Origin of the sequence: Methylorubrum sp. GM97 (genome assembly GCF_024347855.1) — a bacterium.
GTDB classification, from domain to species: domain Bacteria; phylum Pseudomonadota; class Alphaproteobacteria; order Rhizobiales; family Beijerinckiaceae; genus Methylobacterium; species Methylobacterium extorquens.
Map to the genome: position 1 here is coordinate 1,894,874 of NZ_AP025942.1, position 25,578 is coordinate 1,920,451.

Genomic DNA, 25,578 nt, shown 5'->3' on the forward strand with positions numbered 1-25,578 from the left:
CCGGGTAGCCGCGCTCCTCGGTATCGAGGCGGGCCGACAGGTCGAGCGCCCCCGCACCGTATCCTGCCCGAACTGCGCCGTGTGCCCGGCGGCACGAACTCGTGCAGCGAGGGCGGCAGAAGTCAGCCTTGATCCGCCCCCCACGCGCGAGACACCTTGGCCATGAGCCGAGTGAGCTACCCGCAACGCCGCACCGTCGAAAGAATGATTCGGAGGAGCTCCTGGCCTTCCTTCGGACGGGGCCTGGTTGAGAGATCGACATGGTCCCGAAACCGGGTCGCAGATCCAGGACATCGCGCCGGGCTCGCCGGGGAAAACGGATCTTGCGATCGCTTCGACGGCACGCGGCGCAACGAGTGCCGGCGACAGGCGGCCTTCCGCGCCGAAGCCGGCACAGGCCGTGGCCGCTCTCTGGCATAACACCTGCAACCGCGTCCGGACGTTCGGAGCATCTCTCCCATGGTGTTGATGGCGCCTTCCCAGCCGGCTTCCGCGGCCGAGATCGAGGGTCCGGTGCCCCTCAAGCCCGAGGAACGGGTTCCCCCCGCGGCCCTCGGCCTGCTCGGGCTGCAGCACGTGCTCGTGATGTATGCGGGCGCCGTGGCGATCCCGCTCATCATCGGACGGGCGCTCAAGTTGCCGCCCGAGCAGGTGGCCATGCTCGTCAGCGCCGACCTGTTCGCCTGCGGGATCGTCACGCTGATTCAGAGCTGGGGCCTGCCGGGCATCGGCATCCGCATGCCGGTGATGATGGGGGTCACCTTCGCGGCCGTCGGCCCGATGCTCTCCATGGGGACGAACCCGGCGATTGGCCTCACCGGCATCTACGGCGCCGTCATCGCCTCCGGCCTGTTCGGCCTCATCGCCGCACCGGTGATCGGACGCCTCCTGCCACTGTTCCCACCGGTCGTGACCGGCACCATCATCCTGGTCATCGGCATCTCGCTGATGCGGGTCGGGGTGAACTGGGCCGCCGGCGGCGTCGGCAACCCGAATTACGGTGCCCCCGTCTATCTCGGCATCGCGGCCTTCGTGCTCTGCGCGATCCTCGCCATCACCCGCTACGCCACGGGCTTCGTCGCCTCGGCCTCGGTGCTGATCGGGATCGCGCTCGGCATGGTGCTGGCCGGCTTTGCCGGGCTGGTGGAGCTCGACCGTGTCGCCGCGGCGCCCTGGTTCGAAATGGTGCGCCCCTTCGCCTTCGGCTGGCCGAGCTTCGATCCGGTCTCGGTCGTCACCCTGTGCCTCGTGATGATCGTCGTGATGATCGAATCGACCGGGATGTTCCTTGCCCTGTCGCAGATCACCGCCGATCCGGTCGACGAGCGGCGGCTGACGCGGGGCCTGCGCGCGGACGGGCTCGGCACCGTCATCGGCGGCATCTTCAACACGTTTCCCTACACCTCGTTCTCGCAGAATATCGGGCTCGTCGGGGTCACCGGCATCCGCTCGCGCTGGGTCACCGTGGCCGCGGGCTTCATCATGCTCGGCCTCGGGCTGATCCCGAAGCTCGCGGCCCTGGTCGAGGCCGTGCCGCCATGCGTGCTCGGCGGGGCCGGCCTCGTGATGTTCGGCATGGTCGGCGCGACCGGCACGCGCATCCTCGGCGGCGTCGATTTCGCGCGCAACCGCAACAACCTGTTCGTCGTCGCGGTCTCGGTCGGTTTCGGCATGATCCCGCTCGTCGCGCCGAACTTCTTCAAGCAGATGCCGCATGCGCTGCACCCGTTGCTGGAATCGGGCATCCTGCTCGCCGCGATCGCGGCGGTGGGGCTGAACCTGTTCTTCAACGGATTCGGCGACCGAGCGGAAACCCGTGAGGCGGCGATCCGTCAGGCCGAGGTCGCCCAAGCCCACTGACGTCACTGCGGGCCGGCGGCGAGCCGTCAGACCCCTGACCGCCGCGCGGGGGCCGAGCCGCCTGTCGCCGGCATGGATCGGAGGGCCTGAAACGGCCGCCCGGCCTGCACCGCGCGCGGTGACGCGTCAGGGACCGCTCGCGCCCTCACCGGGAGCGTCGTCGATGACGCTGACATGGGCCGCCACCACCTTCCAGCCGTCGGGAAAGCGCAGCCAGGTCTGGCTCTGGCGTCCGACGCGGCCGGGGGCGCCCTCGCGCCGGAACAGCGTCATCGCCACGGCGCAGTCGCGGCCGAAGGTGGTGATGACGGTACGAGCGAGGTCACGGGCGAGACCCTGCGAGGGCCGCGCCCGGCGGAAGGCGCGGATCGCGTCCATGCCGTAGAGGTTTTCCGCCGCGCCGTAGCGGATCGTGCGGGGATCGTCGTGGAACAGCCGTTCGAGCGTCGCGACGTCGTTGCTCACGAGCGCCGCCTCGTAGGTCGCGAAGACCCGCTCGACCTCGGCCTTCACCGCGGGGTCGTCGATGATCATCGCGTGTCCTTCACGATCGCGACCGGAGCCCGAACCGCGCCCTCGCGTTCGAGGTGATGCGCCACCCGCAGGCAGAGCGCCTCGTTCCAGGGCGCGGCGATGACCTGCACACCAAGCGGCAGGCCGCCGTCGAGCCAGACCGGCACCGCGGCCACCGGCAGGCCGATGAACGAGATCGGCTGCGTGAACACGCCGATATTGGGCCGCACCGGCAACTCAACGCCGTCGAGGACGAAGGTCGTCTGGCCGGAGCGCGGCGCCCGGACCGGCGTGCTCGGCGCGAGGATTACATCGACGTCGCGGAACAGCGCCAGCACGGCGTCGCGATACCAGCGGCGGAAACGCTGCGCCCGTTCCACGAAGGGGGCGGGCAGCATCGCCCCGGCGATGAGCCGGTCGCGCACCGCCGGATCGAAGTCGCCGGCCCGGCTGCGCAGCCGGTCAAGATGCAGCGCGGCGCCCTCGGCCGCGGTGATGAGGTAGGCCGCCGCCCGTGCGCGGGCTGCCTCCGGGATCACGACGCTGCGGCGCGCGCCCAGCGCGCGGGCGACGTGCGCGACGGCGGCGAAGGCCTCCGGGTCGCCCCCTTGCGCGAAGTAGCCTCCGGCCACCGCGATACGAAGATCGGCGACGCCCCGGTCGAGGTCCGGAGCCGCGGGCTCGGCCGGGCGGGAGGCCATGGCGGGATCCTCGGGGTCGGGCCCCTGCATCGCGTCGTAGGCCAGGGCGAGATCGCGGCTCGAGCGCGCCATCGGCCCGAGATGATCGAGGCTGCCGACGAAGGGGAAGCTCCCGGCCCGGCTCAGCCGCCCGTAGGTGGGCTTGAGCCCGAAGCAGCCGCAGAAGGCGGCGGGTACGCGGATCGAGCCGTTGGTGTCCGAGGCCAGCGCGAGCGGCACCAGGCCGGCGGCGATCGCCGCGCCCGAGCCGCCGGACGAGCCGCCGGACATGTGGGCGAGGGCGTGCGGATTGCGGGTATTGCCGTCGTGGATGTTCTCGCCGGTGAAGTCGTAGGCGTACTCGCCCATGCCGAGCGTCCCGACCAGGACGGCGCCCGCCGCCTCCAGCCGCCGGATCAGGGCGGCGTCGCAGGTGGCCGGCGCCCGCTCGCGATTGATCCGCGAGCCCGCCCGCGTCGGAAGCCCGGCGACGTCGAACAGGTTCTTGACCGCGAAGGGCACCCCGGCCAGGGGGCCGAGCCTGTCGCCCCGAACCCGCGCGGCGTCGAGTTCCGCGGCGCGGGCGGTGGCGCGCTCGGCCAAGCGCTCGGTGAAGCTGTTCACCGCCGGATCGATGCGGGCGATGCGATCCAGCGCGGCGGCAACCACGTCGCGGGCGCCGACCGTCCCCGCCGACACGGCCCGGGCGATGTCGGAGGCCGGGGCAAGGCTCCAATCCGTCGTCGCGCTCACGCCGTGTAGACCGGCGCCGCCTCGGCGGTGTCGGGCAGGGGGAACCCGCCGACGAGCGCCGCCGCCGCATGGAGCACCCGCAGATTGGCGACGACCGCCCCGGTCCAGGCCGGATCGAGGGTGAGGCCCAGCAGGGGGGCTGCCGCCGCGGCATAGGCGTCGAGATCGGGCGTCGGCGTCTCCGCGGCGTGATCGGTCATCGGTTCCCTCGAGGATCGGAAGCTTCGCGGCCGGTGCAATGGCCGCGCCACAGCCGGCACTCCGGTCCGCGGCGCGTTCCGCCGTTCAGGAGCGCCTCACGCTTGGCCGAGGGCGGCGATCACCGCGGCGGAGCGCGAGACCCAGCCGAAGATGCCGCCCTGGGCCTTGATCATGGCAAGGCCCGCCTCGTGGAAGGCCGGAATGTACGAGCCGCAGGCATCGGCGACGACGACGCAGCGATAGCCGCGGTCGTTGGCCTCGCGCACGGTGGTGTGCACGCAGACCTCCGTCGTCACGCCGCAGACGATCAGGGTCTCGATGCCGCGCGCCTCTAGCAGGGCTGCGAGCCCGGTCGCGTAGAAGGCGCCCTTGCCGGGCTTGTCGATCACCGGCTCGCCGTCGAGAGGCGCCAGTTCGGGGATGATGTCGTGGCCAGGCTCGCCGCGGATCAGGATGCGGCCCATGGGGCCCGGCTCGCCGATGCGCGCCGTCGGCGCGCCGCGCTCCAGCTTGGCTGGCGGGGCATCAGACAGATCGGGCGCGTGGCCCTCGCGGGTGTGGACGACGAGGAGGCCGGCTGCGCGCGCAGCGGCCAGCAGGGCGCGGGCGGGCGGCACCGCGGCGGCGAGCAGCGAGACGTCGTTGCCCAGGCTCTCGCCGAAGCCGCCGGGTTCGAGGAAGTCGCGCTGCATGTCGATGACGACGAGGGCCGTCCGGGCCGGATCGAACGGCAGGGGGCGGGTTCGGCGTCGAGAAGGGGCTGCGGGGCGGGCATTGGCTACCTCGGAGCGATCGCGCGGGGCCGGAGGCCGGAGCGCGTCCAGGCCACCGCGATGATGGCGCTCGGCTCCCGAAAAATCGTGCCCGATCATCGTTGCCGATGCACGAAGTGTCGTCAGGCTGGCGCCGGCCTGTGCAGTCCACGCTGGCACGCCGCCGGCTCCGGCCGTTTGCGCGAACGGCCGTGCGCGCAAACGGCTTCCACTCCGCAGCCCTGCCAGCATCACGTCCATGAAATGCGCAGCATGAGCGGACGGTGGGCGGCCTGGAGAAGGTTCTACGGATTGCCCCGGCGCGATGACGGCTCGTCCTCCAACTCCCACCGGTTCTAAGAGGCGTCTTGGTCCGGCCATACACTGGCGACCCAGCCTGGCAACGCCGAGAATGTGTTGCGGATTTGTGACTTGTGCTGCCGCATAGGCGCCGAGGGCTGCGGCTTGTTTTGTGTTGGCACCCCCGTTGCTGCCGCCCGACCACACGGATGGTCGGGGAGAACGAAGAATGTCGGTTCGGGGACTTGCGGCGGTGGCGCTGTCGCTCTTCACGGTGGGTACGGCGGTCGCGGCGGATCTCGGGGAGAAGCGGGCCCCCGAGGCGGTGGCCGCGAAGGAAGTGCCGTTCTTCCTCTTCGCGGACACGCAGATCAGCTATCGCTACCAGTTCCCGACCGTCACGCCCGGCATCCAGATCCAGCGGCCGGACGGCAGCTTCCGCTCGCGCGAGGCGCCCAAGCACATCCTCAACATCTCGCACGCGGATGCCTGGGCCTACGGCACGAACTTCTTCACCCTCGACATCCTGCAATCCGGCTCTCAGTTTCCGGCCGGTACGACCAACACGCCCGGCGGCATCCCGACCTTCGCCGATTACGGCAACACCGAAGCCTACGGCCTCTACCGCGGCACGCTGAGCCTGAACGCCCTGACCGGCACCAAGGCCTTCATGGTCCCGGGCATCGTCAAGGAGGTCTCGCTCTCCTACGGCTTCGACGCCAACTCGCAGAACGACGCCTTCGGCTCGAAGAAGCGCGACGTGGTCGGCGGCCTGAACTTCGCCTTCGACGTGCCGGCCGGCTTCCTGAACCTGTCGGTCCACGCCTACAAGGAATGGAACCGCAACGGCTTCAACACCCAGCCCGACCGCGACCAGAGCTTCAACACGGTCCCCGAATTCGAGATCGTCTACAGCCTGCCGCTGACCTTCACCGGTCTGCCGCTGACGCTGGCCGGCTTCAACAACATCGTCCTGCCCAAGGGCCGCGGCATCAGCAACAACCCCGCCGCCTTCGCCTTCAACCCGCCGCGCGGGCTGGAATTCCTGTCGCGCACCAACCTCGTGCTCGATCTCGGCAAGCTCGTCTACGACCAGCCCAACAAGGTCGATGTCTTCATCGGCTTCCAGTACTGGCTGAACAAGTTCGGCAACCAGGAGACCGCGACCTTCAAGGGCACCGAGGAGAAGAGCTTCCTCGCCGGCGTCGCCTTCCACATCTTCTGATCCCCGACAGGAAACGCGAAGCCGGATGATGGAATCGAGCACCCGCCCCCGCCGTCTCTGGCTCCGCGATCCGTTGGCGATCCTCGCCGACGGGGCCGGCGGCGGGCTCGTGGTGGAGGGCACCCGCATCGCCGAAGTGGTGGCCGCGGGCGCCCGGCCCGCGAGCCCGGTCGATGAGACGTTCGACGCCTCGCGCCACGTCGTCATCCCCGGCCTCGTCAACACGCATCACCACTTCTTCCAGACGCTCACCCGGGCGCACCCGATCGCGATCAACAAGCCGCTCTTTCCCTGGCTGAAGGCGCTCTCGACCATCTGGCCGCGGCTGACGCCGGACGCGTTCCGGCTCGCGACGCGGCTCGCTTATACCGAGCTGCTGCTGTCGGGCTGCACCACGGCGGGCGACCACCATTACCTGTTCCCGAGAGGACTTGAGGCGGCCGTCGACATCCAGGTCGAGGAGGCGCGCTCCCTCGGTATTCGCGCCTTCGTCACCCGCGGCTCGATGAGCTTGTCGGAGAAGGATGGCGGCCTGCCGCCCGAGACGCTGGTGCAGGACGACGACACGATCCTGGCCGACAGCGAGCGGGTGCTCGGCCTGTTCCACGATCCCGAACCCGGCGCGATGGTGCAGATCGGGCTGGCTCCGTGCTCGCCGTTCAACGTCACCAAGCGGCTGATGCGCGAGAGCGCTGCGCTGGCCGAGCGCCACGATTGCCGCCTGCACACCCATCTCGGCGAGACGCTCGACGAGAACGCCTATTGCCTGGAGGCGTTCGGGCAGCGCCCGGTCGATTACCTCGAAGAGGTCGGCTGGATGGGACCGCGGGCCTGGCTCGCCCACGGCATCCACTTCAACGACGACGAGGTGCGCCGCCTCGGCGCCGCCGGCGTCGGCGTGTGCCATTGCCCGGCCTCGAACATGGTGCTGGCCTCGGGCCAGTGCCGGACCTGCGAGTTGGAGGCGGCGGGCTCCCCCGTCGGCCTCGGCGTCGACGGCTCGGCCTCGAGCGACAGCTCGAACCTGATGGAGGGCGTGCGCCACGCTCTGATGATCAACCGCCTGACCTACGGCGCGGAAGCCGTGACCCATCTCGACGCCCTGCGCTGGGCGACGGAGGGCTCCGCCGCCTGCCTCGGGCGCAGCGATATCGGCCGGATCGAGCCCGGCCGCGAGGCGGATCTGGCCTTGTTCACCCTCGACGAACTCCGCTTCTCCGGCGCCCACGACCCGCTCGCGGCTTTGGTGCTGTGCGGCGCCCACCGGGCCGACCGGGTGATGGTGGCGGGCACGTGGCGGGTGATCGACGGGGAGCCCGTCGGCATCGAGACCGGGCGCCTGCGCCAGGAGCACGGCCGGCTGGCCCGCACCCTGTTCGGAACGGCGTGATGGCGGCTGCCTCCGCTGCGCTGAGCCCAAGGGAAGGCCCGACCCCGCTCTTCGGGGCCTACGGCATCGTCAAGCGCTTCGGCGCCTTCACCGCCAACGATCAGGTCGATCTGGAGATCCGCGCCGGCGAGATCCACGCCCTGCTCGGCGAGAACGGCGCCGGCAAATCGACCCTGATGAAGATCCTCTACGGCCTCCTGGAGCCGACAGAGGGCGTCGTCACGCATCAGGGCGACATCGTGCGGCTGGCCAACCCCGAGGCCGCACGGGCGCTCGGCATCGGCATGGTGTTCCAGCACTTCTCGCTGTGCGAGAATCTGACGGTCGCCGAGAACATCGCCCTCGTCATGCCCGCCGGGCTGACGGGCCGGGCGCTGGCGGAGCGGATCGCCCGGCTCGGGGCGGATTACGGCCTGCATCTCGATCCCGCGCGGCCGGTCTGGTCGCTCTCGGCGGGCGAGCGCCAGCGCATCGAGATCGTGCGCTGCCTGCTCCAGAACCCGAAGCTCGTGATCCTCGACGAGCCGACCTCGGTGCTGACGCCGGGCGAGGCGGAGGTGCTGTTCTCGGTGCTGGCACGCCTGCGCGATGAGGGCCGCGCCGTGCTCTACATCTCCCACCGGCTCGACGAGGTGCGCCGCCTCTGCACCCGGGCCACGATCCTGCGGGGCGGCCGGGTCGTCGGCACCTGCAATCCGCAGGCGGAGACTGCCCGCTCGCTCGCCGCGATGATGGTCGGCACGGGGGTGAGTGAGGTGCGGCCGAAGGCGGCCCGCGCGGGCCGCGCCGAGCGCCTCGTGCTCGACCGCCTGTCGCGGCCCGCGCCCGGCCTGCACGGGACGCCGCTGCGGGACATCGCGCTCTCTGTTGCGGGCGGTGAGATCCTCGGCATCGCCGGCATCGCCGGCAACGGGCAGGCGGAGCTGTTCGACGTCCTCTCCGGCGAGAGCCGGGCCCCGACGGCCGGGGCGGTGCGCCTCGACGGCCGGGCGGCGGGCCAGCTCGGCATCAATGCCCGGCGCCGGCTCGGGGCCGCCTTCGTGCCCGAGGAGCGCAACGGCCACGCCGCCGTCCCGTCCATGACCCTGTCGGAGAACGCGCTGCTCTCCCGCCACGCCACCGCGCCGCTCACTTGGCTGGGCCTGCTGCGGCTCGGGGCGGCGCGGGCGCTCGCCCGGCGGGTGATCCACGCCTTCGACGTGCGCGGGGCGGGCCCGGACCCGGCGGCCGGCACGCTCTCCGGCGGCAACCTGCAGAAATTCGTGGTCGGCCGCGAGATCCTGGCCGAGCCGGGCATCCTCGTCATCAACCAGCCGACCTGGGGCGTCGATGCCGCCGCCGCCGCCCATATCCGGCAGGCGGTGCTCGATCTCGCCGGCCGCGGTGCCGCGGTGGTCGTGATCAGCCAGGATCTCGACGAGCTGTTCGAGATCGCCGATTCCATCGCCGTCCTGCATGCCGGCGCGCTCTCGCCGCCCGTCCCGACCGCTGCGACCAGCCGCGCGGCCCTGGGGCTGCTGATGGGCGGGGCCGGCGAGCCGGAGCCGCAGACGGGCGAGCCTCCGGCAGCGCCTGCGATCCGAACCGCCGCGCCGGTGCATTGAGCCCCCGCCGGACCCAATGCCCCTACGTGCGAGAGGCGAGCCAGGAATGAACGGGATGCGCGATGCGCCTTGATCTCCTCCCCCGCGCGCGCCGGTCACCCTGGCTCGACCTGCTCGCGCCCGCGCTCGCCTTCCTGGCCGCGGTCCTGATCGGCGGGATTGCGGTGGCGGCCCTCGGCGTCGCGCCGGAGCAGGCCTTCCTCACCTATTTCGTCGCGCCCTTGAGCGAGGTCTGGTCGCTGCAGGAGGTCGCGCTGAAAGCTGCGCCGCTCGCCCTGATCGCGACCGGTCTCGCCTTCTGCTACCGCGCCAATCTGTGGAACATCGGGGCGGAGGGCCAGTACGTGGCCGGCGGCCTCGTGGGCGGCTGGGTCGCCGTCGCCGCGCACGGTTTCCAGGGGCCCACCTTCTGGATCCTGCCCGCGATGCTGCTCGCCGGCACGCTCGCCGGCATCGCCTACGCGATGATCCCGGCGCTGCTGCGGGTCAGGCTCGGCGTCTCGGAGATCCTGACCAGCCTGATGCTCGTCTACGTCGCGCAGCTGCTGCTCGACTACATGGTGCGTGGCCCCTTGCGCGATCCGCAGGGCTACAACTTCCCGCAGAGCGTCGGCTTCGAGGAGGCCGCCCGGCTGCCGCTGCTGATGGACGGCGAGTCGCTCCATGCGGGCGTGCTCATCAGCCTTCTGGGAATTGTGCTCGCGGCCCTCGTCCTGGCGCGCACCCTGTTCGGCTTCGAGGTGCGCGCCGTCGGCGCCAGCCCGCGGGCGGCGCGCTTTGCCGGTTTCTCGGATGCGCGCCTGACGCTCTCGGTCTTCGCGATCTCCGGCGGCGCGGCGGGTCTTGCCGGCATCTGCGAGGTGGCCGGGCGGATCGGCCAGCTCCAGCCGGAGATCTCTCCCGGTTACGGCTTCACCGCGATCATCGTCGCCTTTCTCGGGCGCCTCAGCCCGCCCGGCATCCTGCTTGCGGCGCTCGTCATCGCGCTCACGACGATCGGCGGGGAGGGGGCTCAGATCGACCTGAAACTGCCGCTCGACCTGACCCGCGCCTTTCAAGGGCTGCTGCTCGGCCTCGTGCTCGGGGCCGACGTGCTCACGCGCTACCACGTTCGGATCGTGCCGGGCGGCGCGAGCACACGGGTGACACCATGAGCCTCGACATCGTCCAGATGGTGCTCGTCACGGTGCTGGCGGCCGCCACCCCGTTGATCCTGGCCGCCGTCGGCGAACTCGTCGTGGAGCGCGCCGGCGTGCTCAATCTCGGCGTCGAGGGCATGATGGTGTTCGGCGCGGCCGCCGGCTTCGCCGTCGCCACCGAGACCGGATCGACCGCCCTCGGCGCCCTCGGCGGGGCCGGGGCGGGCCTGCTGCTCGCCGCCCTCTTCGGGATTCTCACCGTGGGGCTGGCGGCCAATCAAGTCGCCTCGGGACTGGCACTGACCATCCTCGGACTGGGGCTCTCGGGCCTCGTCGGCGCCGGCTATGTCGGGATGAAGCGCGATCCGGCGCCCCATCTCCACCTCCCCGGCCTCACCGACCTCCCGGGGGTCGGGCGGCTGCTGTTCGGACACGATGCCTTCGTTTACGCGGCCCTCCTCCTCGTCGCGGGGGTGTGGTGGTTCCTCTGGCGCACCCGCGCCGGGTTGACCCTGCGCGCCATCGGCGACGATCACACTGCGACCCACGCCCTCGGGCTCAAGGTGCGCAAGGTCCGCTTCCTCGCCGTGTTGTTCGGCGGCGCCTGCGCGGGGCTGGCGGGCGCCTACCTGTCGCTGGCCTACACGCCGTTCTGGGCGCCGGCGATGACCGCGGGACGGGGCTGGATCGCCCTGGCGCTCGTGGTTTTCGCCTCCTGGAAGCCGCTGCGGGTGGCCGCGGGGGCTTTGCTCTTCGGCGGGGCGACCGTGCTCCAGCTCCACGCCCAGGCCGCGGGCCTCGGCCTGCCCGGCCAGTTGCTCTCGGCGGCCCCCTACCTCGCCACCATCCTGGCCCTCGTCCTGCTGTCGCTCGGGCGGCGTCGGGCGGCTCGCTGGCACCGGCAGCGCTCGGCCGCGTCTTCGCCCCGAGCCGTTGAGGAGGGTAGCGCCGCGGGATCGATGGCGCGAAAGCATGCATATGCGGACGTCTTTTTGGGCGCATCATCCGATTCGACAGGGTTTTCCCTGACGGTTGATCCGCGTTCTGATGCCGAAACTTTGATCTTTTCTCTGCACGGAACAGGATCAATTCTGCCAAGCCTGTGCCGCCGGCCCGGAAAGACGGATCACGCCTCGTGTCAGCCCATCCTTTCTCCCGCAGACATCTTCTCGGCGGTGCGGCCGCCCTCTCGCTCGGCGCGCTGCCCTTCGGTCGCGCCCGGGCCGCCGGCCCGCTCACCGTCGGGTTCATCTATGTCGGGCCGAAGGACGATTACGGCTACAACCAAGCCCACGCCCAAGGTGCGGCCGCCCTCAAGGCGATTCCCGGCCTTCAGGTCGTCGAGGAGGAGAACGTCCGCGAGACCACCGACGTCCAGAAGACCATGGAGAGCATGATCAACCTGGACGGCGCGAGCCTCGTCTTCCCGACGTCCTTTGGCTACTTCGATCCGCATGTGCTGATCGAGGCCAAGAAGAACCCGAAGGTGCAGTTCCGCCATTGCGGCGGCCTCTGGACCGAGGCGAACCCGAAGAACGCCGGCTCGTATTTCGGCTACATCGCCCAAGGCCAGTACCTGAACGGCATCGTCGCCGCCCACGCCTCGAAGTCGAAGCGGCTCGGCTTCGTCGCCGCCAAGCCGGTCCCCCAGGTGCTCAACAACGTCAACGGCTTCCTGCTCGGCGCGCGCAGCGTCGATCCGTCCATCACCCTGCAGGTGATCTTCACCGGCGAGTGGTCGCTCGCGGTCAAGGAAGCGGAGGCGACCAACGCGCTGATCGACGGCGGGGCCGACGTGATCACCTGCCACGTCGATGGTCCCAAGGTCGTGGTCGAGACCGCCGCGCGGCGCGGGGCCTTCGTCTGCGGCTACCACGCCGACCAGTCGGCGCTTGCCAAGGACAAGTACCTCACCGGCGCCGAGTGGAACTGGGCCTCGATCTACAAGGGCTTCGTCGCCGACATGCAGGCGGGCAAGGCGCCCCCGAACTTCGTGCGCGGCGGCCTGCCGGACGGCTTCGTGAAGATGAGCCCCTACGGGCCCGCGGTGTCCGAGGAAGCACGCCGCAACGCCGACGCGGTCAAGGCCGAAATGATGAAGGGCGGCTTTGCCATCATCAAGGGCCCGCTCAAGGACAACAAGGGCAACGAGATCGCCGGCCCCGGCAAGGCGTTCGCCGAGAACGCGATCGAGCTGGAGAAGACCAACTACCTCGTCGAGGGTGTGAAGGGCTCGGCCTGATGCGGCCTCCGCCATCCCGCCGGATGCAAGCGGATCCCGGGCTCCCCCGAGAACGGCCCCCGCGCATCATCCGTCCTGCCGTCGCGCGGCGCGGGCGGGGCTGCGCTTCGGGGCGGGGCGGTGAGGGCCGGCTTGGCACGGTTTCTGCCGCTCCGCGGGCGAGGACTGAGCGATGGCTGCTGACACCACCGCCCCCGCACTGCCGCTCGTCGAGAGCACCGTGAGCGGCCCGGACCATCCGCCGGCCTCGCTCCAGGCTCGGGCCTGGCTCGCGCGCTGGGCCGAGGCCCTGGCGATCCCGGTCGGAGCGGTCATCACCGGCTTCCTGCTGTTCTCCCTCTTCCTGCTCGCCCTCGGAAAGAGCCCGCTCGCCTTCCTCGACCTCGTCTGGCGCGGCGGCTTCGGCTCGCCCTTCGCCCTCCAGAACAGCCTGCAGCGCGCCGCGCCCCTGCTCCTCGCCGCGCTCTGCGTCGCGCTGCCCGCCCGGCTCGGCCTCGTGGTGATCGGCGGCGAGGGCGCGATCGTGCTCGGAGGCGTGGCCGCGGCGGCAGCGGCGCAGCCGCTTCAGGGTTTTCCCCCGATGCTCGCGGTGCCGCTGATGGCGCTCGCCGCGGCAGGGGCCGGGGCGGCCTGGATCGGCGCCGTCGGCGCGCTGCGCGCCTATCGCGGCGTCAACGAGACCATTGCTAGCCTGCTGATGTCCTACATCGCGATCGCGCTCTCGAACCATCTGATCGAGGGACTGCTGCGCGACGCGGGCAGCCTCAACAAGCCCTCCACCTGGCCGATCGGCGAGGCGTTCGCGGTCGGCCCCATGCCGGGCCTTGAGGTTCACTGGGGCCTCGGCATCGGCGTTCTCGCCTGCCTGGCCGCCTACGGGCTCACCGAGCGCACCACGATCGGCTTCGCCGCGCGCATCGCGGGCGGCAACGTGCGGGCCGCGCAGATCCAGGGCTTGCCGGTCGGGCGGCTCGTCGTCGGCTTCACTGCGCTCGGCGGCGCCTGCGCGGCGCTGGCCGGCTTCTTCGAGGTCGCGGCGGTGCACGGCAACGCCAACGCCTCGCTCAATGCGGGCTTCGGCTATACCGGCATCCTCGTCGCCTTCCTCGCCCGCCACAATCCCCTCGCGATCCTGCCCGTGGCCTTCCTGCTCGGCGGCATCGAGGCCTCGAACGGGCTGATCCAGCGCCGGATGCAGCTGCCCGACGCCACGGTCCTCGTGCTCGAAGGGCTGCTCTTCCTCGTCGTGCTCGTCAGCGAGACGCTCTACGGGCGCTTCAAGCTGTTCAGCCCGCATCTCTGGGCCGAGAAGCGCGGGGCGGCATCGTGAAAGCCGGTAGGGGGCCGACGGAATGAGCGACGATCTCGGCCTGGGGACCGTGTTGCTCGCCGTGGTCGGCGGCGCGATCCGCGTCTCGACGCCGTTCCTGTTCGTGAGCCTCGGCGAGACCATCACCGAGCGCTCGGGACGCATCAATCTCGGGCTGGAGGGCATCCTCGTCTTCGGGGCGATGTCGGCCTACGCCACCGCCGTGCTGAGCGGGAGCGCGTGGGCAGGCGTCGCGGTCGCGGGACTCGCGGGCGGCGCCTTCGGCCTGCTGCACGGCTTCATCTGCCGCTTCCCCCGCGTCAACGACGTGGCGATCGGCATCGCGCTGATGCTGTTCGGCTCAGGCCTCGCCTTCTTTCTCGGAAAGCCCTTCATCCAGCCCTCGGCCCCGCCGCTGCCGGCGATTCCCTTCGGCTTCTGGTCGGACCTGCCGCAGGTGCAGGCGGCCCTGCGCGTCAACGTGCTGTTCCTGGCCGGCGCGGCGCTGGCGGTGTTCCTGTGGTGGGCGTTCCGCAACACCAAGGCCGGCCTGATCCTGCGCGTCGTCGGCGACAGCGCGGATGCGGCGCGGGCCATGGGCTACGACGTCGACCGCGTACGGCTCCTGGCGACCGCCGCGGGCGGCGTGCTCGCCGGGATCGGCGGCGCCTATCTCTCGCTCTACTATCCCGGCTCCTGGAACGAGGGCATCTCGTCCGGGCAGGGGCTGATGGCGGTGGCGCTGGTGATCTTCGCCCGCTGGAATCCGCTCGCCTGCTTCGGCGCCGCCCTGATGTTCGGGGGCGCCGGCGCACTCGGGCCCGCCCTGCAATCGGTCGGCATCTCGCAGGGCTACTACCTGTTCTACGCCGCTCCCTACATCCTCACCCTGGCGCTCCTGATCGCCACCTCCTCGCCCGACCGGGCGCTGGCCGGCGCGCCGGGCGAGCTGTCCCTGAAGTAAGGAATCCCCATGAACGGTCTCGGCGGACTGAACAAATCCCCGAACGGCGTCGTGCTCGGCCTCGTGCAGCTCCAGCTTCCGAACGTGGCCACCAGGGCCGACCTCAAGGCACAGACCGACCGCATCGTCGCGATGGTCGCCAAGGCGCGCGCCAACCTCGCGACGATGGATCTCGTCGTCTTCCCCGAATACGCCCTGCACGGGCTGTCGATGGACACCAGCCCGGAGATCCTGTGCACCCTCGACGGCCCCGAGGTCGCGGCCTTCAAACAGGCCTGCCGCGACAACCGGATCTGGGGCTGCTTCTCGATCATGGAGGCCAACCCGAACGGCAACCCGTTCAATTCCGGCCTCATCATCGACGACACCGGCGCGTTGAAGCTCTACTATCGTAAGATGCACCCCTGGGTGCCGGTCGAACCCTGGGAGCCCGGCGATCTCGGCATCCCGGTGATCGAGGGGCCGAAGGGCGCCAAGATCGGCCTCATCATCTGCCACGACGGCATGTTCCCGGAGATGGCGCGCGAATGCGCCTACAAGGGCGCCGAGATCATGATCCGCACGGCCGGCTACACCGCGCCGATCCGCGAATCCTGGCGCTTCACCAACCAGTCGAATGCTTTCTGCAACCTGATGGTGACCGCCAATGTCTGCATGTGCGGCTCGGACGGCACCTTCGACTCCATGGGCGAAGGCATGATCGTCAACTTCGACGGCACCGTCATCGCCCACGGCACCACCGGTCGCGTCGACGAGATCATCACCGCCGAGGTGCGGCCGGATCTGGTCCGCGAGGCGCGGGCGCATTGGGGCGTCGAGAACAACATCTACCAGCTCGGCCACCGCGGCTACACGGCGGTGAAGGGCGGCGCGGCCGACTGCCCCTACACCTACATGCACGACCTCGCCGCCGGCCGTTACCGCGTGCCGTGGGAGGATGCAGTGAAGGTGACCGACGGCACCTCGTGCGGCTTCCCCGCCCCGACCCGCGCCTACGGCGAGGGCCAGACGACGGCGGCGCGGGAGGCGGCGGAATGAGCGTCATCCCCTTCCCCTCCGCCGCTGCAGCCGAAAGCGGACGCTTCGTCGCCGCCGAGCCTTACCCTTGGCCCTATGACGGTTCGCTCAATCCGAAGACGACGGCGCTCGTCATCATCGACATGCAGATCGATTTCTGCGGCAAGGGCGGCTACGTCGATGCCATGGGCTACGACCTCGCCCTGACCCGCGCGCCGATCGAGCCGATTGCGCAACTCCTCGCCGCCGCGCGGAAGAGCGGCTACCCCGTGATCCACACCCGCGAGGGCCATCGGCCGGATCTCGCGGATCTTCCCGACAACAAGCGCTGGCGCTCGCGCCGGATCGGGGCGGGGATCGGCGATCCCGGTCCCTGCGGGCGGGTGCTGGTGCGCGGCGAGCCGGGCTGGGAGATCATCCCGGAGCTGGCGCCGCTGCCGGACGAGCCGGTGATCGACAAGCCGGGCAAGGGCTCGTTCTGCGCCACCGATCTCGAACTGATCCTGGCTACGCGCGGCATCCGCAACCTGATTCTGACCGGCATCACCACGGATGTCTGCGTCCACACCACCATGCGCGAGGCCAACGACCGCGGCTTCGAATGCGTGATCGTCTCCGACGGCACCGCCGCCACCGACCGGGGCAACCACGAGGCAGCGCTGAAGATGGTGACGATGCAAGGCGGCGTGTTCGGCGCGGTGGCCTCGTCCGAGGCGATCCTGGCAGCGATGGGCTGAGGCCACCATGGCGGCTTCCGCGCACCCCGTCCCGTCCGGCGCACGCTCCGGCGCCCTTGCGGTCGAGACCGTCGGCATGACGAAGCGCTTCGGCGGCTTCACCGCCCTCGACGACGTCTCGATGAAGATCGAGGCCGGCGGTTTCCACGCCCTGCTCGGCGAGAACGGCGCGGGCAAGTCGACCTTCGTCAAATGCGTGATGGGCTTCTACGCGCCGACCGCCGGCTCGGTCCTCGTCGATGGCCGCGAGGCCGAGATCACCGGGCCGAAGGGCGCGCAAGGGCGCGGCCTCGGCATGGTCTACCAGCATTTCACCCTGGTGCCCTCGCTGACCGGCGCCGAGAACCTCGTCATCGGCCGGGCCGACGCCCCCGCCATCCTCGACTGGAAGGCCGAGCGCGCGGCCTTGGCCGACTTCATGGCGCGGATGCCGTTCCGGCTGAACCTCGACCGGCCGGTGGCGGAACTCGCGGCCGGCGAGCGGCAGAAGCTTGAGATCGTCAAGCAGCTCTACCTCAAGGCCCGGTTCCTGATCCTCGACGAGCCGACCTCCGTGCTGACGCCGGCGGAGGCCGAGGAGGTGCTGGGCCTGCTACGCGGCATGGCCGATGCGGGCGCGCTCACGGTGCTGATGATCAGCCACAAGTTCCGCGAGGTCGAAGCCTTCGCCCGCACGCTCAGCGTCCTACGCCGCGGGCGGCTGGTCGGCGGCGGCGCGGTCGGCGCGCTGTCGCGGGACGACATGGCGGCGATGATGGTGGGCGAGCGTACCGTGCGGACGATCGCCGCGCGGGTCGGCGAGCCCGATGCCGCGCGCGAGATCCTGCGGGTGGACGGCCTGACCGCCACCGACGCCTCCGGCCTGCGGCGGATCGATGTCGCGGATCTGCGCGTGCGCGCCCACGAGATCGTCGGCATCGCCGGCGTCTCCGGCAACGGGCAGAAGGAACTCGCCGACGTGCTCGGCGGCCAGATCCGCGCGACGGGCGGGCGCGTCGCGGTCCAGGGCGAGCCCTATCGCGGCACGCGGGCGCAGAGCCGCCGGCACCGGGTGCGCTTCATTCCGGAGGAGCCCCTGCGCAACGCCTGCGCGCCGCGGATGTCGGTGGCCGAAAACCTCGCCTTCCGCGCCTTCGACCGGCGCGGCGATGATCCCGCCGGTCCGCCGACCCTTTGGCTCGACCGGCGCGCCATGAGCCGGCGGGCCAAGGATCTGATCGCCCGTTTCAAGGTCAAGACCGCCTCCTCGGAGGCGCCGATCGCCACGCTCTCAGGCGGCAACGTGCAGCGCGCCGTGCTCGCGCGCGAACTCACCGACCCGGTCGATCTCCTGATCGTGGTCAATCCCTGCTTCGGCCTCGACTTCGCAGCGGTCGCCGAGATCCGCTCCCGCATCGTGGCGGCGCGGAACGCCGGCGCCGCCGTGCTGCTGATCAGCGAGGATCTCGACGAGATTCTCGAACTGTCGGACCGCATCTGCGTGATGTCGGACGGACGCCTCGTCTACGAAACGCCGGCCGCCGCGGCCGAGGCCGGCGTGATCGGCCGCCACATGGCCGGGCATCACTAGGCTGGGGACGCGGTCAGGTTCGTCGGGTCAATCTCAGCCATCTGACCGTGGACCGGCATCTTTCGATCCCGCGCGAACCTTGTTGCCTATCCGAGTTCGCTCCAAGCGTCCGAACCCCTTCCAGACCTTCGCGACCACGGCTCGGAAGGTTCGCGGCACGACAAGGTGGGGACCTGAGTGCCGTGGCTCCGGCATCCGCAGGCCGGAATTGGCCTTTGGCAGCACATCTCCAGCCGCGTCCGGCCGCACTCATCGCTCGGCGATCGACCGCCCGTGACTGTGACCTTCCCCGATCCGGCCTACCCTCGATCCAGGGTCACCGACACGAAGCCCCGCACGAGCGAGTCAGAACGCCAGCCGCCGCAGGAGATCCAAGCCGACCAAGATAAGCAGCGCCGCGTAGGTCCGCTGCAGCGTCGTCTCGCTAAACTTCTCGCCGACGGAGACGCCCCAGGGCGCGCTGATCATCACCGTCGGCATCATCACGACGAAGATGACGAGGTCCACGTAGCCGAGCGAATAGGAGGGCCGATCCGGGGCATGCCATCCGGAGAGGATGCCTCCGATCGTCGCGATGCTTCCGGTCACCAGTCCGGTGGCGGAGGCGATCGCGATCGCCTTTTCGAGAGCGAGCCCGCAGGTGCTCAGGATCGGCGTCGTCAGTGTACCGCCACTTGTTCCGGTCAAAGCCGCGACGAGCCCGACGAACGAAGCGATGCCGATCCTCTTGCCGCCCGACGGCGGCTTGCTTCTGGACGAAAAGCGCCCACGGCCGAAAGCGATGTAGAAACCGACCAGAAGGATATAGACCGCAAACAGGGTCTGCAGGATTTCAGTCGATCCATGCGGAAGCAAGATTGCCCCTAAGGCAACACCGATGAAGAGACCGATCACCCATGTCTTGTAAAACCCGACATCGAGGTTCCCGAGCGCATATTGCTTGCGGGTCGCGGTGATCGCACTGGGTATGACCAGCGCCATGGATGTTGCCGATGCCACGTGCATCAGGACCGATTGTTCAATGCCGACCCAGGGAAGCAGATAAATGAAAATGGGCAGGCGCACGGTGCTGCCGCCGATGCCGAACAATCCGGATATGAAGCCGGAGACTAAGCCAACGATCGCGAAGATGATGATGCGAAGGACGAGGTCATCCATGGTCCGATGCTCCGTGCGACCCGATCCGTAGGATCGAGCCGCGCTCGATTACGGCCTGCCAAGCGCGCGGGCGTGCCTTCGCGTCAGCGATCGCCACAGGGGCCCGCTGCCCGGCAGTGCGGGATCAGCATGGCTTTGACGCCCGACCGGCGCATTGATCTCCATGCCCAAAAACCAGCCGAACCGCTGATGGTCATTGATGGGATGTGTCAGCATCCGCTCAGCGTCTCCCGCGCCCCCTCCTGGCCCTGGTCTTGCTCTGAAATTCCCCCGGGCGCCCATGCGCGGCGCCGGCAAGCCGCGGCGGACAACGCCGCCGAAAAGGGGCAGACACTCATGATGGGCAGCATCGTCACGCGCGTGGCCGGGGCACTCCTGTGCGCGGCCGTCGCGGCGGCTCCGGCGCGGGCGGCGGACAAGCTCAAGGTGGGCTTCGTCTATGTCGGCCCGGTCGCCGATTACGGCTATTCCTACCAGCACGACCTCAGCCGCAAGGCGCTGGCGGAGGCGCTGCCCGGCAAGGTCGAGACGACCTTCCTCGAAAACGTGCCCGAGGCCGACAGCGAGCGCTCGATCGAGAAACTCGCCCGCTCGGGCGCCGGCCTGATCTTCACGACCTCCTTCGGCTTCATGGAGCCGACCCTGAAGGTCGCCAAGAAATTCCCCAAGGTGAAGTTCGCCCACGCCACCGGCTACAAGCGGGCCGACAACGTCTCCACCTACTCGGCCCGGTTCTACGAGGGCCGCTACATCTGCGGGAAGATTGCCGGCAAACTGTCGAAGTCGGGCACCATCGGCTACATCGCCTCCTTCCCGATCCCCGAAGTCGTGAGCGGCATCAACGCCTTCATGCTCGGCGCGCAGTCGGTCAACCCGAACATCAAGATCAAGATCGTCTGGGTGAACACGTGGTTCGATCCCGGCAAGGAGGCGGAGGCGGCGAAGGCCTTGCTGGCCCAGGGCGCCGACATCCTGACCCAGCACACCGATTCCGCCGCGCCGCTTCAGGAGGCGGAGAAGGCCGGCAAGCTCGCCTTCGGCCAGTCCTCCGACCAATACCGCTTCGCCCCGAAGGCACAGCTCACCTCGATCGTCGATGACTGGAACGGCTACGTCATCGCCGAGACCAAGGCCGTTCTCGACGGCACGTGGAAGAGCGGGGACACCTGGGCCGGCATCAAGGACGGCATGGTCGTGCTGGCACCCTTCACCAACATGCCCGACGACGTGAAGGCGCTGGCCGAGGAGACCAAGAAGGGGATCGTCGAGGGCAAGATCCACCCGTTCCAGGGGCCGGTGCTCAAGCAGGACGGCTCGGTCGCAGTGAAGGAGGGCGAGCAGGCCCCCGACCCGATGATCCTCGGCATGAACTGGTACGTGAAGGGGATCGACGACCGGCTGACGCAGTAGAAGCGGGCGCGAAGGCCCTGAAAATGGAGGCGCCGCCGGAGCGATCCGGCGGCGCCTCTTCGCGTTTCGATGCCGGTCAGGGCCGCGGCGGGTGCGTCCGATGGTGCTCCCCGGCCGGGGGCGGGGCCGTCTCGATCGGCACGCCGGTGCCGGGCGTCGCCGGGATCGCCTCGCCCGAGCGGATCGCCTCCTGCTCGTTCGAGAGGGCGGCGGCCCCTTCCGTGCCGCCCGGGGCGGTTGCCCCCGGCTGACCGGCCGGGGCGCCGGTCGATCCTTGAGCGAAGGCGGCATTGCCCAGGCCCACTCCCAGGCCCGCGAGGACGCCCAGGGCGAGCGTGGCAGTCGTGATGGTACGCATGGGACGAACTTTCCGGTTGCGGAGGAGGGGGCGCGCGATGTCGCCGGGTGGCAGGAACCCCAGGAAGCGCCTTACCGATGACGCTTCCGGTGCGAACGGGCGGCCTTTCCGCGCCGCCCGCCCGGAGCGGTGACACGCGATTGGCCGGCTGGCGGCGTCACCGTGCCCTGCGCACGGGCACCGGGCGCCGTGGCGATGCCGCTGCCGAGGCAGAAGGCTGCGACGAACCAAGCGAGGAGGGGTAGGCTGAGGCCGAAAAAGGCCCATTTCACGCGCATCGTCGAGGCTCCCGCGGGGGCCGTCGCGGCCACCGTTTGCACTGATCGGCGTCAGCAAGGGCCGTGCCGCCGGGACCGATCACGCGGCTCACCTGAGCACCGGCAGCAGCAGTCGCGACGGCCGCTCGGCACCGTGGCGCAGGGCGAGAACGATCGCCTGCGCCTGCATCGCCGCAGCCGCCTCCGGGCGGCTCCCGGTTCCCGGATTGACGGCGAAGGCCGGCCAGGCGGCGGCCTGGAGCGACAGGCGTAGGCGCTGCCCGGGGTACAGCGTGCAACACAGGCCCCGCATGGCGATGCGCCGGCGGCCGGGGGCGGCGGCCTCGACCACCCGCAGATGGCCGGCGGTGAGGGTGACGGCGCGTCCGTCCGGCTCCACCAGGGAGAGCGTGGCGTGCAGGTCGTGGCTCGCCGCCGCGGTCTCGACGAACACCTCCGCCGCGACGCGGCCGGCGAGCTGCAGGGGCGCAGCGATCACCGGGCCGTCATAGACCGCGACGTCGCTGCGGTCGTCGAGGGCGGCGCGGTCCTGATAGCCCGGCGGCGACCCCCAAGGTCCGCCGACGACCGGCGCGGGGCGCCAGGGATCGTGCACGAGGCGGTCCTCGCCGGCCTCCCCCGGCGCCGCCACGAGCCGGCCGCTCGCAGCGGTCGCGGCGAGACCGTCCGAGGCGAGATACAGCGCCGTCGGTTCGGGGTCCGGCCATTCGGAAAAGCTGGCCCAATCGCGAGCCCCCACGTCGAAGAGCCGGACGGGCGGACCCGGATCCTCGCGCTCGCGAAGCACGTGATCGAGGAAGGCGACCGTCGCGGCATCGACCGGCGTGACCGCATCCGGCCCGAGATCCAGGCTGCCGACCCGGCGGCCCCAGGGGGAATGCGTCCAAGGCCCGATCAGCAGACGCTGCGGCGCCGGCCCGGCGCGGAAGGCGTCGTAGGCGCCGAGCGTGCCGTCGAGCAAAAAATCCTGCCAGCCGCCGACATGCAGGCCGGGCACGGCGAGGTCGCTCCCGGCAAGGCGGCGGGCCGGGGCGATCCGGTCCCAAGTGGCCGGATCGTCGCCGAGCCAATCGAAATAGTGGTGGTCGGCCGCATGCGCCGCGAGCGCCTCGGGATGGGCCGCGACCGGTCCGCTCCAGGGCGTGCCGCGCGCCGCCGCGCCGAGCGCCGCGAAGGCGGCGGCGTCGCCCCGGAGCCGGGCGGCCTCGGCGCCCATCTGGCAGGCCCAGCCGATATTGCCGGCAAGGCCGAAGGCGCCGCCGGTAAAGGCCCAGTCGTCGCGGATGCTCCAGCCGCCCATCGCCGGCCCGATCGCGTCGGGTCGCTTGGTGCCCGCGCGCAGCGCGCCCGCGAGAGCCAGGAACTGCGTCACCGCCTGATAGCTGAAGCCGTAGGTCGCGACCCGGCCGTCCGATCCGGGCAGATCCGCCGCCCAGGCGAGGGTCGCCGCGCCATCCTCGGCCTCGTGCTCGAACAGGCGGAAAGCGCCGCCGCTGCCGCCGCGCCCGCGCACGTCCTGAACCACGACGATGTAGCCTCGGGCGGCGTACCAGGCGGGATGGGCCAGGGTCAGCGTCGAGGCGATGGCGCGGCCGTAGGGCTGGCGCATGAGGAGGACGGGATGGCGGCCGGGCCCGGCCGGGCGCCAGACATCGGCGGCGAGAACGACGCCGTCGGGAAGGGTCAGCGTCGCCGTGGCGGGCTCGGCGACCGGCAGGAGCGGGTCAGCGGGCATCGAAGGCGGTTCCGGAACCCAGCCGCTCGAGCGGGAAATCCGCGATCTCGCGCACCAGCCGCACCACGCCCGCGGCGGCGCGCTCCACCAGTTCGGCCCCACGCCGGGCATCCGCCGCCGCCGCGTTGCCGCTGACGCCGGACGGGTGGAGATCCTGCGCCATCCAGCCGAAGCCGACCCGGCCTTCCGGCGTCAGCAGGCCGCCGGCCCGCTCCATCTCGACCGAGAGCGGCACGAAGTCGTCTGCCCGCTCGATCCGCACGAGGTCGGGGTGGAGCGCCAGCATCGCGCTGGTCTCGATCTCGCCGCCATGGATGCCGTGGCGCCGCTCGGCCTGCGAGAACAGGTCGTCCATCGGCGTCACCCCGCCCCAGCCACAGCCGACCGCGAGCATGCCGAGCCGCACGCGCAACTCGCGGGTGACGATTTCCATCACCTGCGGCTGCCCGCCATGGCTGTTGAGGATGAGGAGGCGGCGGCAGCCGGCGCGGTGCACGCTCTCGGCGGTCTCGATCCACAGGCGCGCCAGGGTCTCGTGGGAGAGGCTGAGCGTGCCGGGGAAGGCATGATGCTCGTTCGACTTGCCAATGGGCAGCATCGGCAGGACCAGGGCCGGCAGGTCGTCGGGCATCAGAGCCACGGCGCGGGCGAGGATGCCAGCGTTGATCGCCGCATCGACCCGCACCGGCAGATGCGGCCCGTGCTGCTCGACCGCCGCCACGGGCAGGATCGCGACGAGCGGCCCCCAGTCGAGGCGCGAAAAGTCTCCCGTGGTCAGATCCCACCACCAGCGCGAGGCGGGGCGCATCACGCCGCCTGCGCGTTCTTGGCGGCGCTCTCGGCCGCCCTCCGCGCGAGGTCGGACCGCGCGAGATCGGCTTTGGCGATCTTGCCGGTCGGGGTCATCGGCATCTCGGGCACGACGACGAGGACGAGCGGGTCGAGGTCGTAGGCGACCCGGCCGGTGATCGCGGCTTTCAGCGCCGCCGCATCGAGCGCGGCGCCGGGCTGGGCCTGGGCGAAGGCGACCGGCCGCTGGCCGAGTGCCGGGTCGGCAACGCCGACCAGGGCCGCCTGCGCCACGCCGGGCTGCGCCGAGAGCGCCTCCTCGACATCGCGCGGATACCACAGGCGCCCGGCCACCTCGACGAGTTCCGCCCGGCGGCTGCGCAGCGTGACGCAGCCCTCGGCATCGAGGAGCCCGAGATCGCCGGTGCGCAGGTAGCCGCCGCGGGTCGCGGCTTCCGTCTTGTCCGGCTTGCCCCAGTAGCCGGCCATGAAGCCGCCGGTGAGCGCGATCTCGCCGATCTCGCCCGGCGGCAGCACCCGGTCGTCGGGCCCGAGGATGAAGACCTCCTTGTCGGGCAGCGGCGGCCCAACCCGCCCGAGTTTGGCATCGTCCGGCTCCAGTTCCGGGTAGCCGAGGCCGATGAAGCCGCCGAGTTCGCTCTGGCCGTAGCTTTCCACGAGCGGCAGCCCGAGTTCGTCGCGCCACGCCGCCTTGAGCGTCGGCGGCACCGGCCCGCCGCCGGAGATGCCGAGGCGCAGCGACGACGGGGGACCACCGCGGCGGCGGGCCTCCTGCAGCACGTCGTCGAGGATCGGCGGGTTGGCGACGAGGCTGGTCGCCCCGCGGGCGGTGAGCGCGTCGTAGCCGCCCTCCCGCGTCCAGAAGCGCATCACGTTGATCGCGGCCCCGACGGCGAGCGGCGGCAGCAGGTTGGCGACGAGCTGGTAGGAGCTGGAAAGCGCCGAGGGCCCGAACGAGACGTCGCCCGGCCGCAGCCGCAGCCGCTCGCCGATGCAGCGGGAGGCCCGCACGGTCGGCTCGTGGCGCAAGCAGGCGCCCTTCGGCTTACCCGTGGTGCCCGAGGTGTAGGAGAGGTGGGCGATGGCGGTCTCGTCGCCGGGATCGGGCGGTGCCGGCAGGCCGGCCGCCAGCATCTCCGGCAGGGAGAGGGCGCCGTCCTGCGCGCCGTCCATGCACAGGCAGGCACGCACCGTGCCGAGGGCGGCGCAGGCCGCGGCGACCTGCGCCGCCATGTCGTGGGTGTAGACCACCGCGCTCGGCGTGTGGTCGGCGAAGTAGTCGGTCAGTTCGTCGGCGAACTTCACGTTCACCAGGGCGGCAATGGCACCGATCCGCCAGGCGCCCAGCATCGCCACGATGTAGTCGAGCCCGTTATGGGCGAAGATCGTGACCCGATCGCCCTTGCCCACGCCCGCATCGTGCAGGGCGCCCGCCATCCGCTCCATGGCATCGACCGCGCCGGCATAAGTCAGGCCCCGGTCGCGATCGACCCAGTGGAAGGCGGGCCGGTCGGGATGGCGCTCGGCGCCGAGCGTGGGGAGACGATGCATCAGCATGGCGGGACTCCGGTCA

At 70.8% G+C, this 25,578-nt stretch carries 20 protein-coding genes and 2 pseudogenes; 13 read left to right on the forward strand and 9 right to left on the reverse strand.

Translation table 11 applies throughout. From position 1 onward, the window contains the following. The first annotated feature begins 459 nt into the window (after positions 1-459). Positions 460-1,860: a nucleobase:cation symporter-2 family protein gene (locus tag MSPGM_RS08840; RefSeq protein ID WP_003605950.1), complete on the forward strand. Its 1,401-nt coding sequence runs from the start codon at positions 460-462 to the stop codon at positions 1,858-1,860. 126 nt (positions 1,861-1,986) lie between these two features. On the opposite strand, the gene hpxZ is transcribed toward MSPGM_RS08840, so the two are convergent. The 4 genes and pseudogenes from hpxZ to MSPGM_RS08860 form a co-directional block, all read right to left on the reverse strand. Further along, entirely contained in the window at positions 1,987-2,394 is a 408-nt protein-coding gene (gene hpxZ / locus MSPGM_RS08845) for an oxalurate catabolism protein HpxZ (protein ID WP_209688623.1), read from the reverse strand. Then, positions 2,391-3,806 (reverse strand): AtzE family amidohydrolase, encoded by a 1,416-nt coding sequence (locus MSPGM_RS08850; protein ID WP_209688622.1) that lies wholly within the window; start codon positions 3,804-3,806, stop codon positions 2,391-2,393. Before MSPGM_RS08850 ends, hpxZ begins: the two co-directional genes overlap by 4 nt. Beyond that, positions 3,803-4,006, reverse strand: a complete 204-nt coding sequence (locus MSPGM_RS08855; RefSeq protein WP_003607794.1) for a DUF4089 domain-containing protein — start codon at positions 4,004-4,006, stop codon at positions 3,803-3,805. The genes MSPGM_RS08850 and MSPGM_RS08855 overlap by 4 nt, the downstream gene beginning before the upstream one ends. Positions 4,007-4,102: 96 nt before the next feature. Next, positions 4,103-4,782 (reverse strand): annotated as a pseudogene (locus MSPGM_RS08860) (cysteine hydrolase family protein). A gap of 506 nt (positions 4,783-5,288) precedes the next feature. Between MSPGM_RS08860 and MSPGM_RS08865 the strand changes: the two are divergent. The 11 genes and pseudogenes from MSPGM_RS08865 to MSPGM_RS08915 all read left to right on the forward strand — a co-directional run bounded on the left by MSPGM_RS08865 (position 5,289) and on the right by MSPGM_RS08915 (position 18,256). Next, positions 5,289-6,284, forward strand: coding sequence for a hypothetical protein (locus tag MSPGM_RS08865; RefSeq protein WP_003606849.1), 996 nt, complete (start codon positions 5,289-5,291; stop codon positions 6,282-6,284). Positions 6,285-6,309: 25 nt separating this feature from the next. After that, positions 6,310-7,674: an 8-oxoguanine deaminase gene (locus MSPGM_RS08870; protein ID WP_003606848.1), complete on the forward strand. Its 1,365-nt coding sequence runs from the start codon at positions 6,310-6,312 to the stop codon at positions 7,672-7,674. Further along, positions 7,674-9,278, forward strand: coding sequence for an ABC transporter ATP-binding protein (locus MSPGM_RS08875; RefSeq protein WP_261926347.1), 1,605 nt, complete (start codon positions 7,674-7,676; stop codon positions 9,276-9,278). The genes MSPGM_RS08870 and MSPGM_RS08875 overlap by 1 nt, the downstream gene beginning before the upstream one ends. Positions 9,279-9,340: 62 nt before the next feature. Next, positions 9,341-10,432, forward strand: coding sequence for an ABC transporter permease (locus MSPGM_RS08880; RefSeq protein ID WP_261926348.1), 1,092 nt, complete (start codon positions 9,341-9,343; stop codon positions 10,430-10,432). Beyond that, positions 10,429-11,354, forward strand: a pseudogene (locus MSPGM_RS08885) (ABC transporter permease). The gene MSPGM_RS08880 and the pseudogene MSPGM_RS08885 overlap by 4 nt, the downstream one beginning before the upstream one ends. A gap of 198 nt (positions 11,355-11,552) precedes the next feature. Then, positions 11,553-12,659, forward strand: coding sequence for a BMP family ABC transporter substrate-binding protein (locus MSPGM_RS08890; protein ID WP_003606733.1), 1,107 nt, complete (start codon positions 11,553-11,555; stop codon positions 12,657-12,659). Positions 12,660-12,831: 172 nt separating this feature from the next. Next, on the forward strand, positions 12,832-13,989 hold the full coding sequence (locus MSPGM_RS08895; RefSeq protein ID WP_261926349.1) for an ABC transporter permease: 1,158 nt from the start codon (positions 12,832-12,834) through the stop codon (positions 13,987-13,989). A 22-nt stretch (positions 13,990-14,011) separates the two neighbouring features. After that, a complete protein-coding gene (locus MSPGM_RS08900; protein ID WP_003605169.1) occupies positions 14,012-14,932 on the forward strand; it encodes an ABC transporter permease in 921 nt (306 codons plus the stop codon). A gap of 9 nt (positions 14,933-14,941) precedes the next feature. Next, a complete protein-coding gene (locus tag MSPGM_RS08905) occupies positions 14,942-15,970 on the forward strand; it encodes a formamidase (protein ID WP_209688618.1) in 1,029 nt (342 codons plus the stop codon). Beyond that, positions 15,967-16,686: a cysteine hydrolase family protein gene (locus MSPGM_RS08910; RefSeq protein WP_003605172.1), complete on the forward strand. Its 720-nt coding sequence runs from the start codon at positions 15,967-15,969 to the stop codon at positions 16,684-16,686. Before MSPGM_RS08905 ends, MSPGM_RS08910 begins: the two co-directional genes overlap by 4 nt. A gap of 7 nt (positions 16,687-16,693) precedes the next feature. Beyond that, entirely contained in the window at positions 16,694-18,256 is a 1,563-nt protein-coding gene (locus tag MSPGM_RS08915) for an ABC transporter ATP-binding protein (RefSeq protein WP_003605174.1), read from the forward strand. A 345-nt stretch (positions 18,257-18,601) separates the two neighbouring features. Here the strand turns inward: MSPGM_RS08915 and MSPGM_RS08920 are convergent, their stop codons facing one another. After that, positions 18,602-19,414 (reverse strand): sulfite exporter TauE/SafE family protein, encoded by an 813-nt coding sequence (locus MSPGM_RS08920; RefSeq protein ID WP_003605176.1) that lies wholly within the window; start codon positions 19,412-19,414, stop codon positions 18,602-18,604. Between the two features lie 336 nt (positions 19,415-19,750). Between MSPGM_RS08920 and MSPGM_RS08925 the strand changes: the two genes are divergently transcribed. Beyond that, entirely contained in the window at positions 19,751-20,824 is a 1,074-nt protein-coding gene (locus MSPGM_RS08925; protein ID WP_012752582.1) for a BMP family ABC transporter substrate-binding protein, read from the forward strand. 76 nt (positions 20,825-20,900) lie between these two features. Here the strand turns inward: MSPGM_RS08925 and MSPGM_RS08930 are convergent, their stop codons facing one another. The 4 genes from MSPGM_RS08930 to MSPGM_RS08945 form a co-directional block, all read right to left on the reverse strand. After that, positions 20,901-21,182, reverse strand: a complete 282-nt coding sequence (locus tag MSPGM_RS08930) for a hypothetical protein (protein WP_003605180.1) — start codon at positions 21,180-21,182, stop codon at positions 20,901-20,903. A 366-nt stretch (positions 21,183-21,548) separates the two neighbouring features. After that, positions 21,549-23,195 (reverse strand): CocE/NonD family hydrolase, encoded by a 1,647-nt coding sequence (locus MSPGM_RS08935; RefSeq protein ID WP_012752583.1) that lies wholly within the window; start codon positions 23,193-23,195, stop codon positions 21,549-21,551. Then, the gene (locus MSPGM_RS08940) at positions 23,185-24,003 is read right to left on the reverse strand and encodes a creatininase family protein (RefSeq protein WP_043766016.1); all 819 of its coding nucleotides are present in this window, start codon (positions 24,001-24,003) and stop codon (positions 23,185-23,187) included. The genes MSPGM_RS08935 and MSPGM_RS08940 overlap by 11 nt, the downstream gene beginning before the upstream one ends. Continuing rightward, the gene (locus MSPGM_RS08945; protein ID WP_209688617.1) at positions 24,003-25,562 is read right to left on the reverse strand and encodes a class I adenylate-forming enzyme family protein; all 1,560 of its coding nucleotides are present in this window, start codon (positions 25,560-25,562) and stop codon (positions 24,003-24,005) included. Before MSPGM_RS08945 ends, MSPGM_RS08940 begins: the two co-directional genes overlap by 1 nt. Positions 25,563-25,578: the final 16 nt, after the last annotated feature.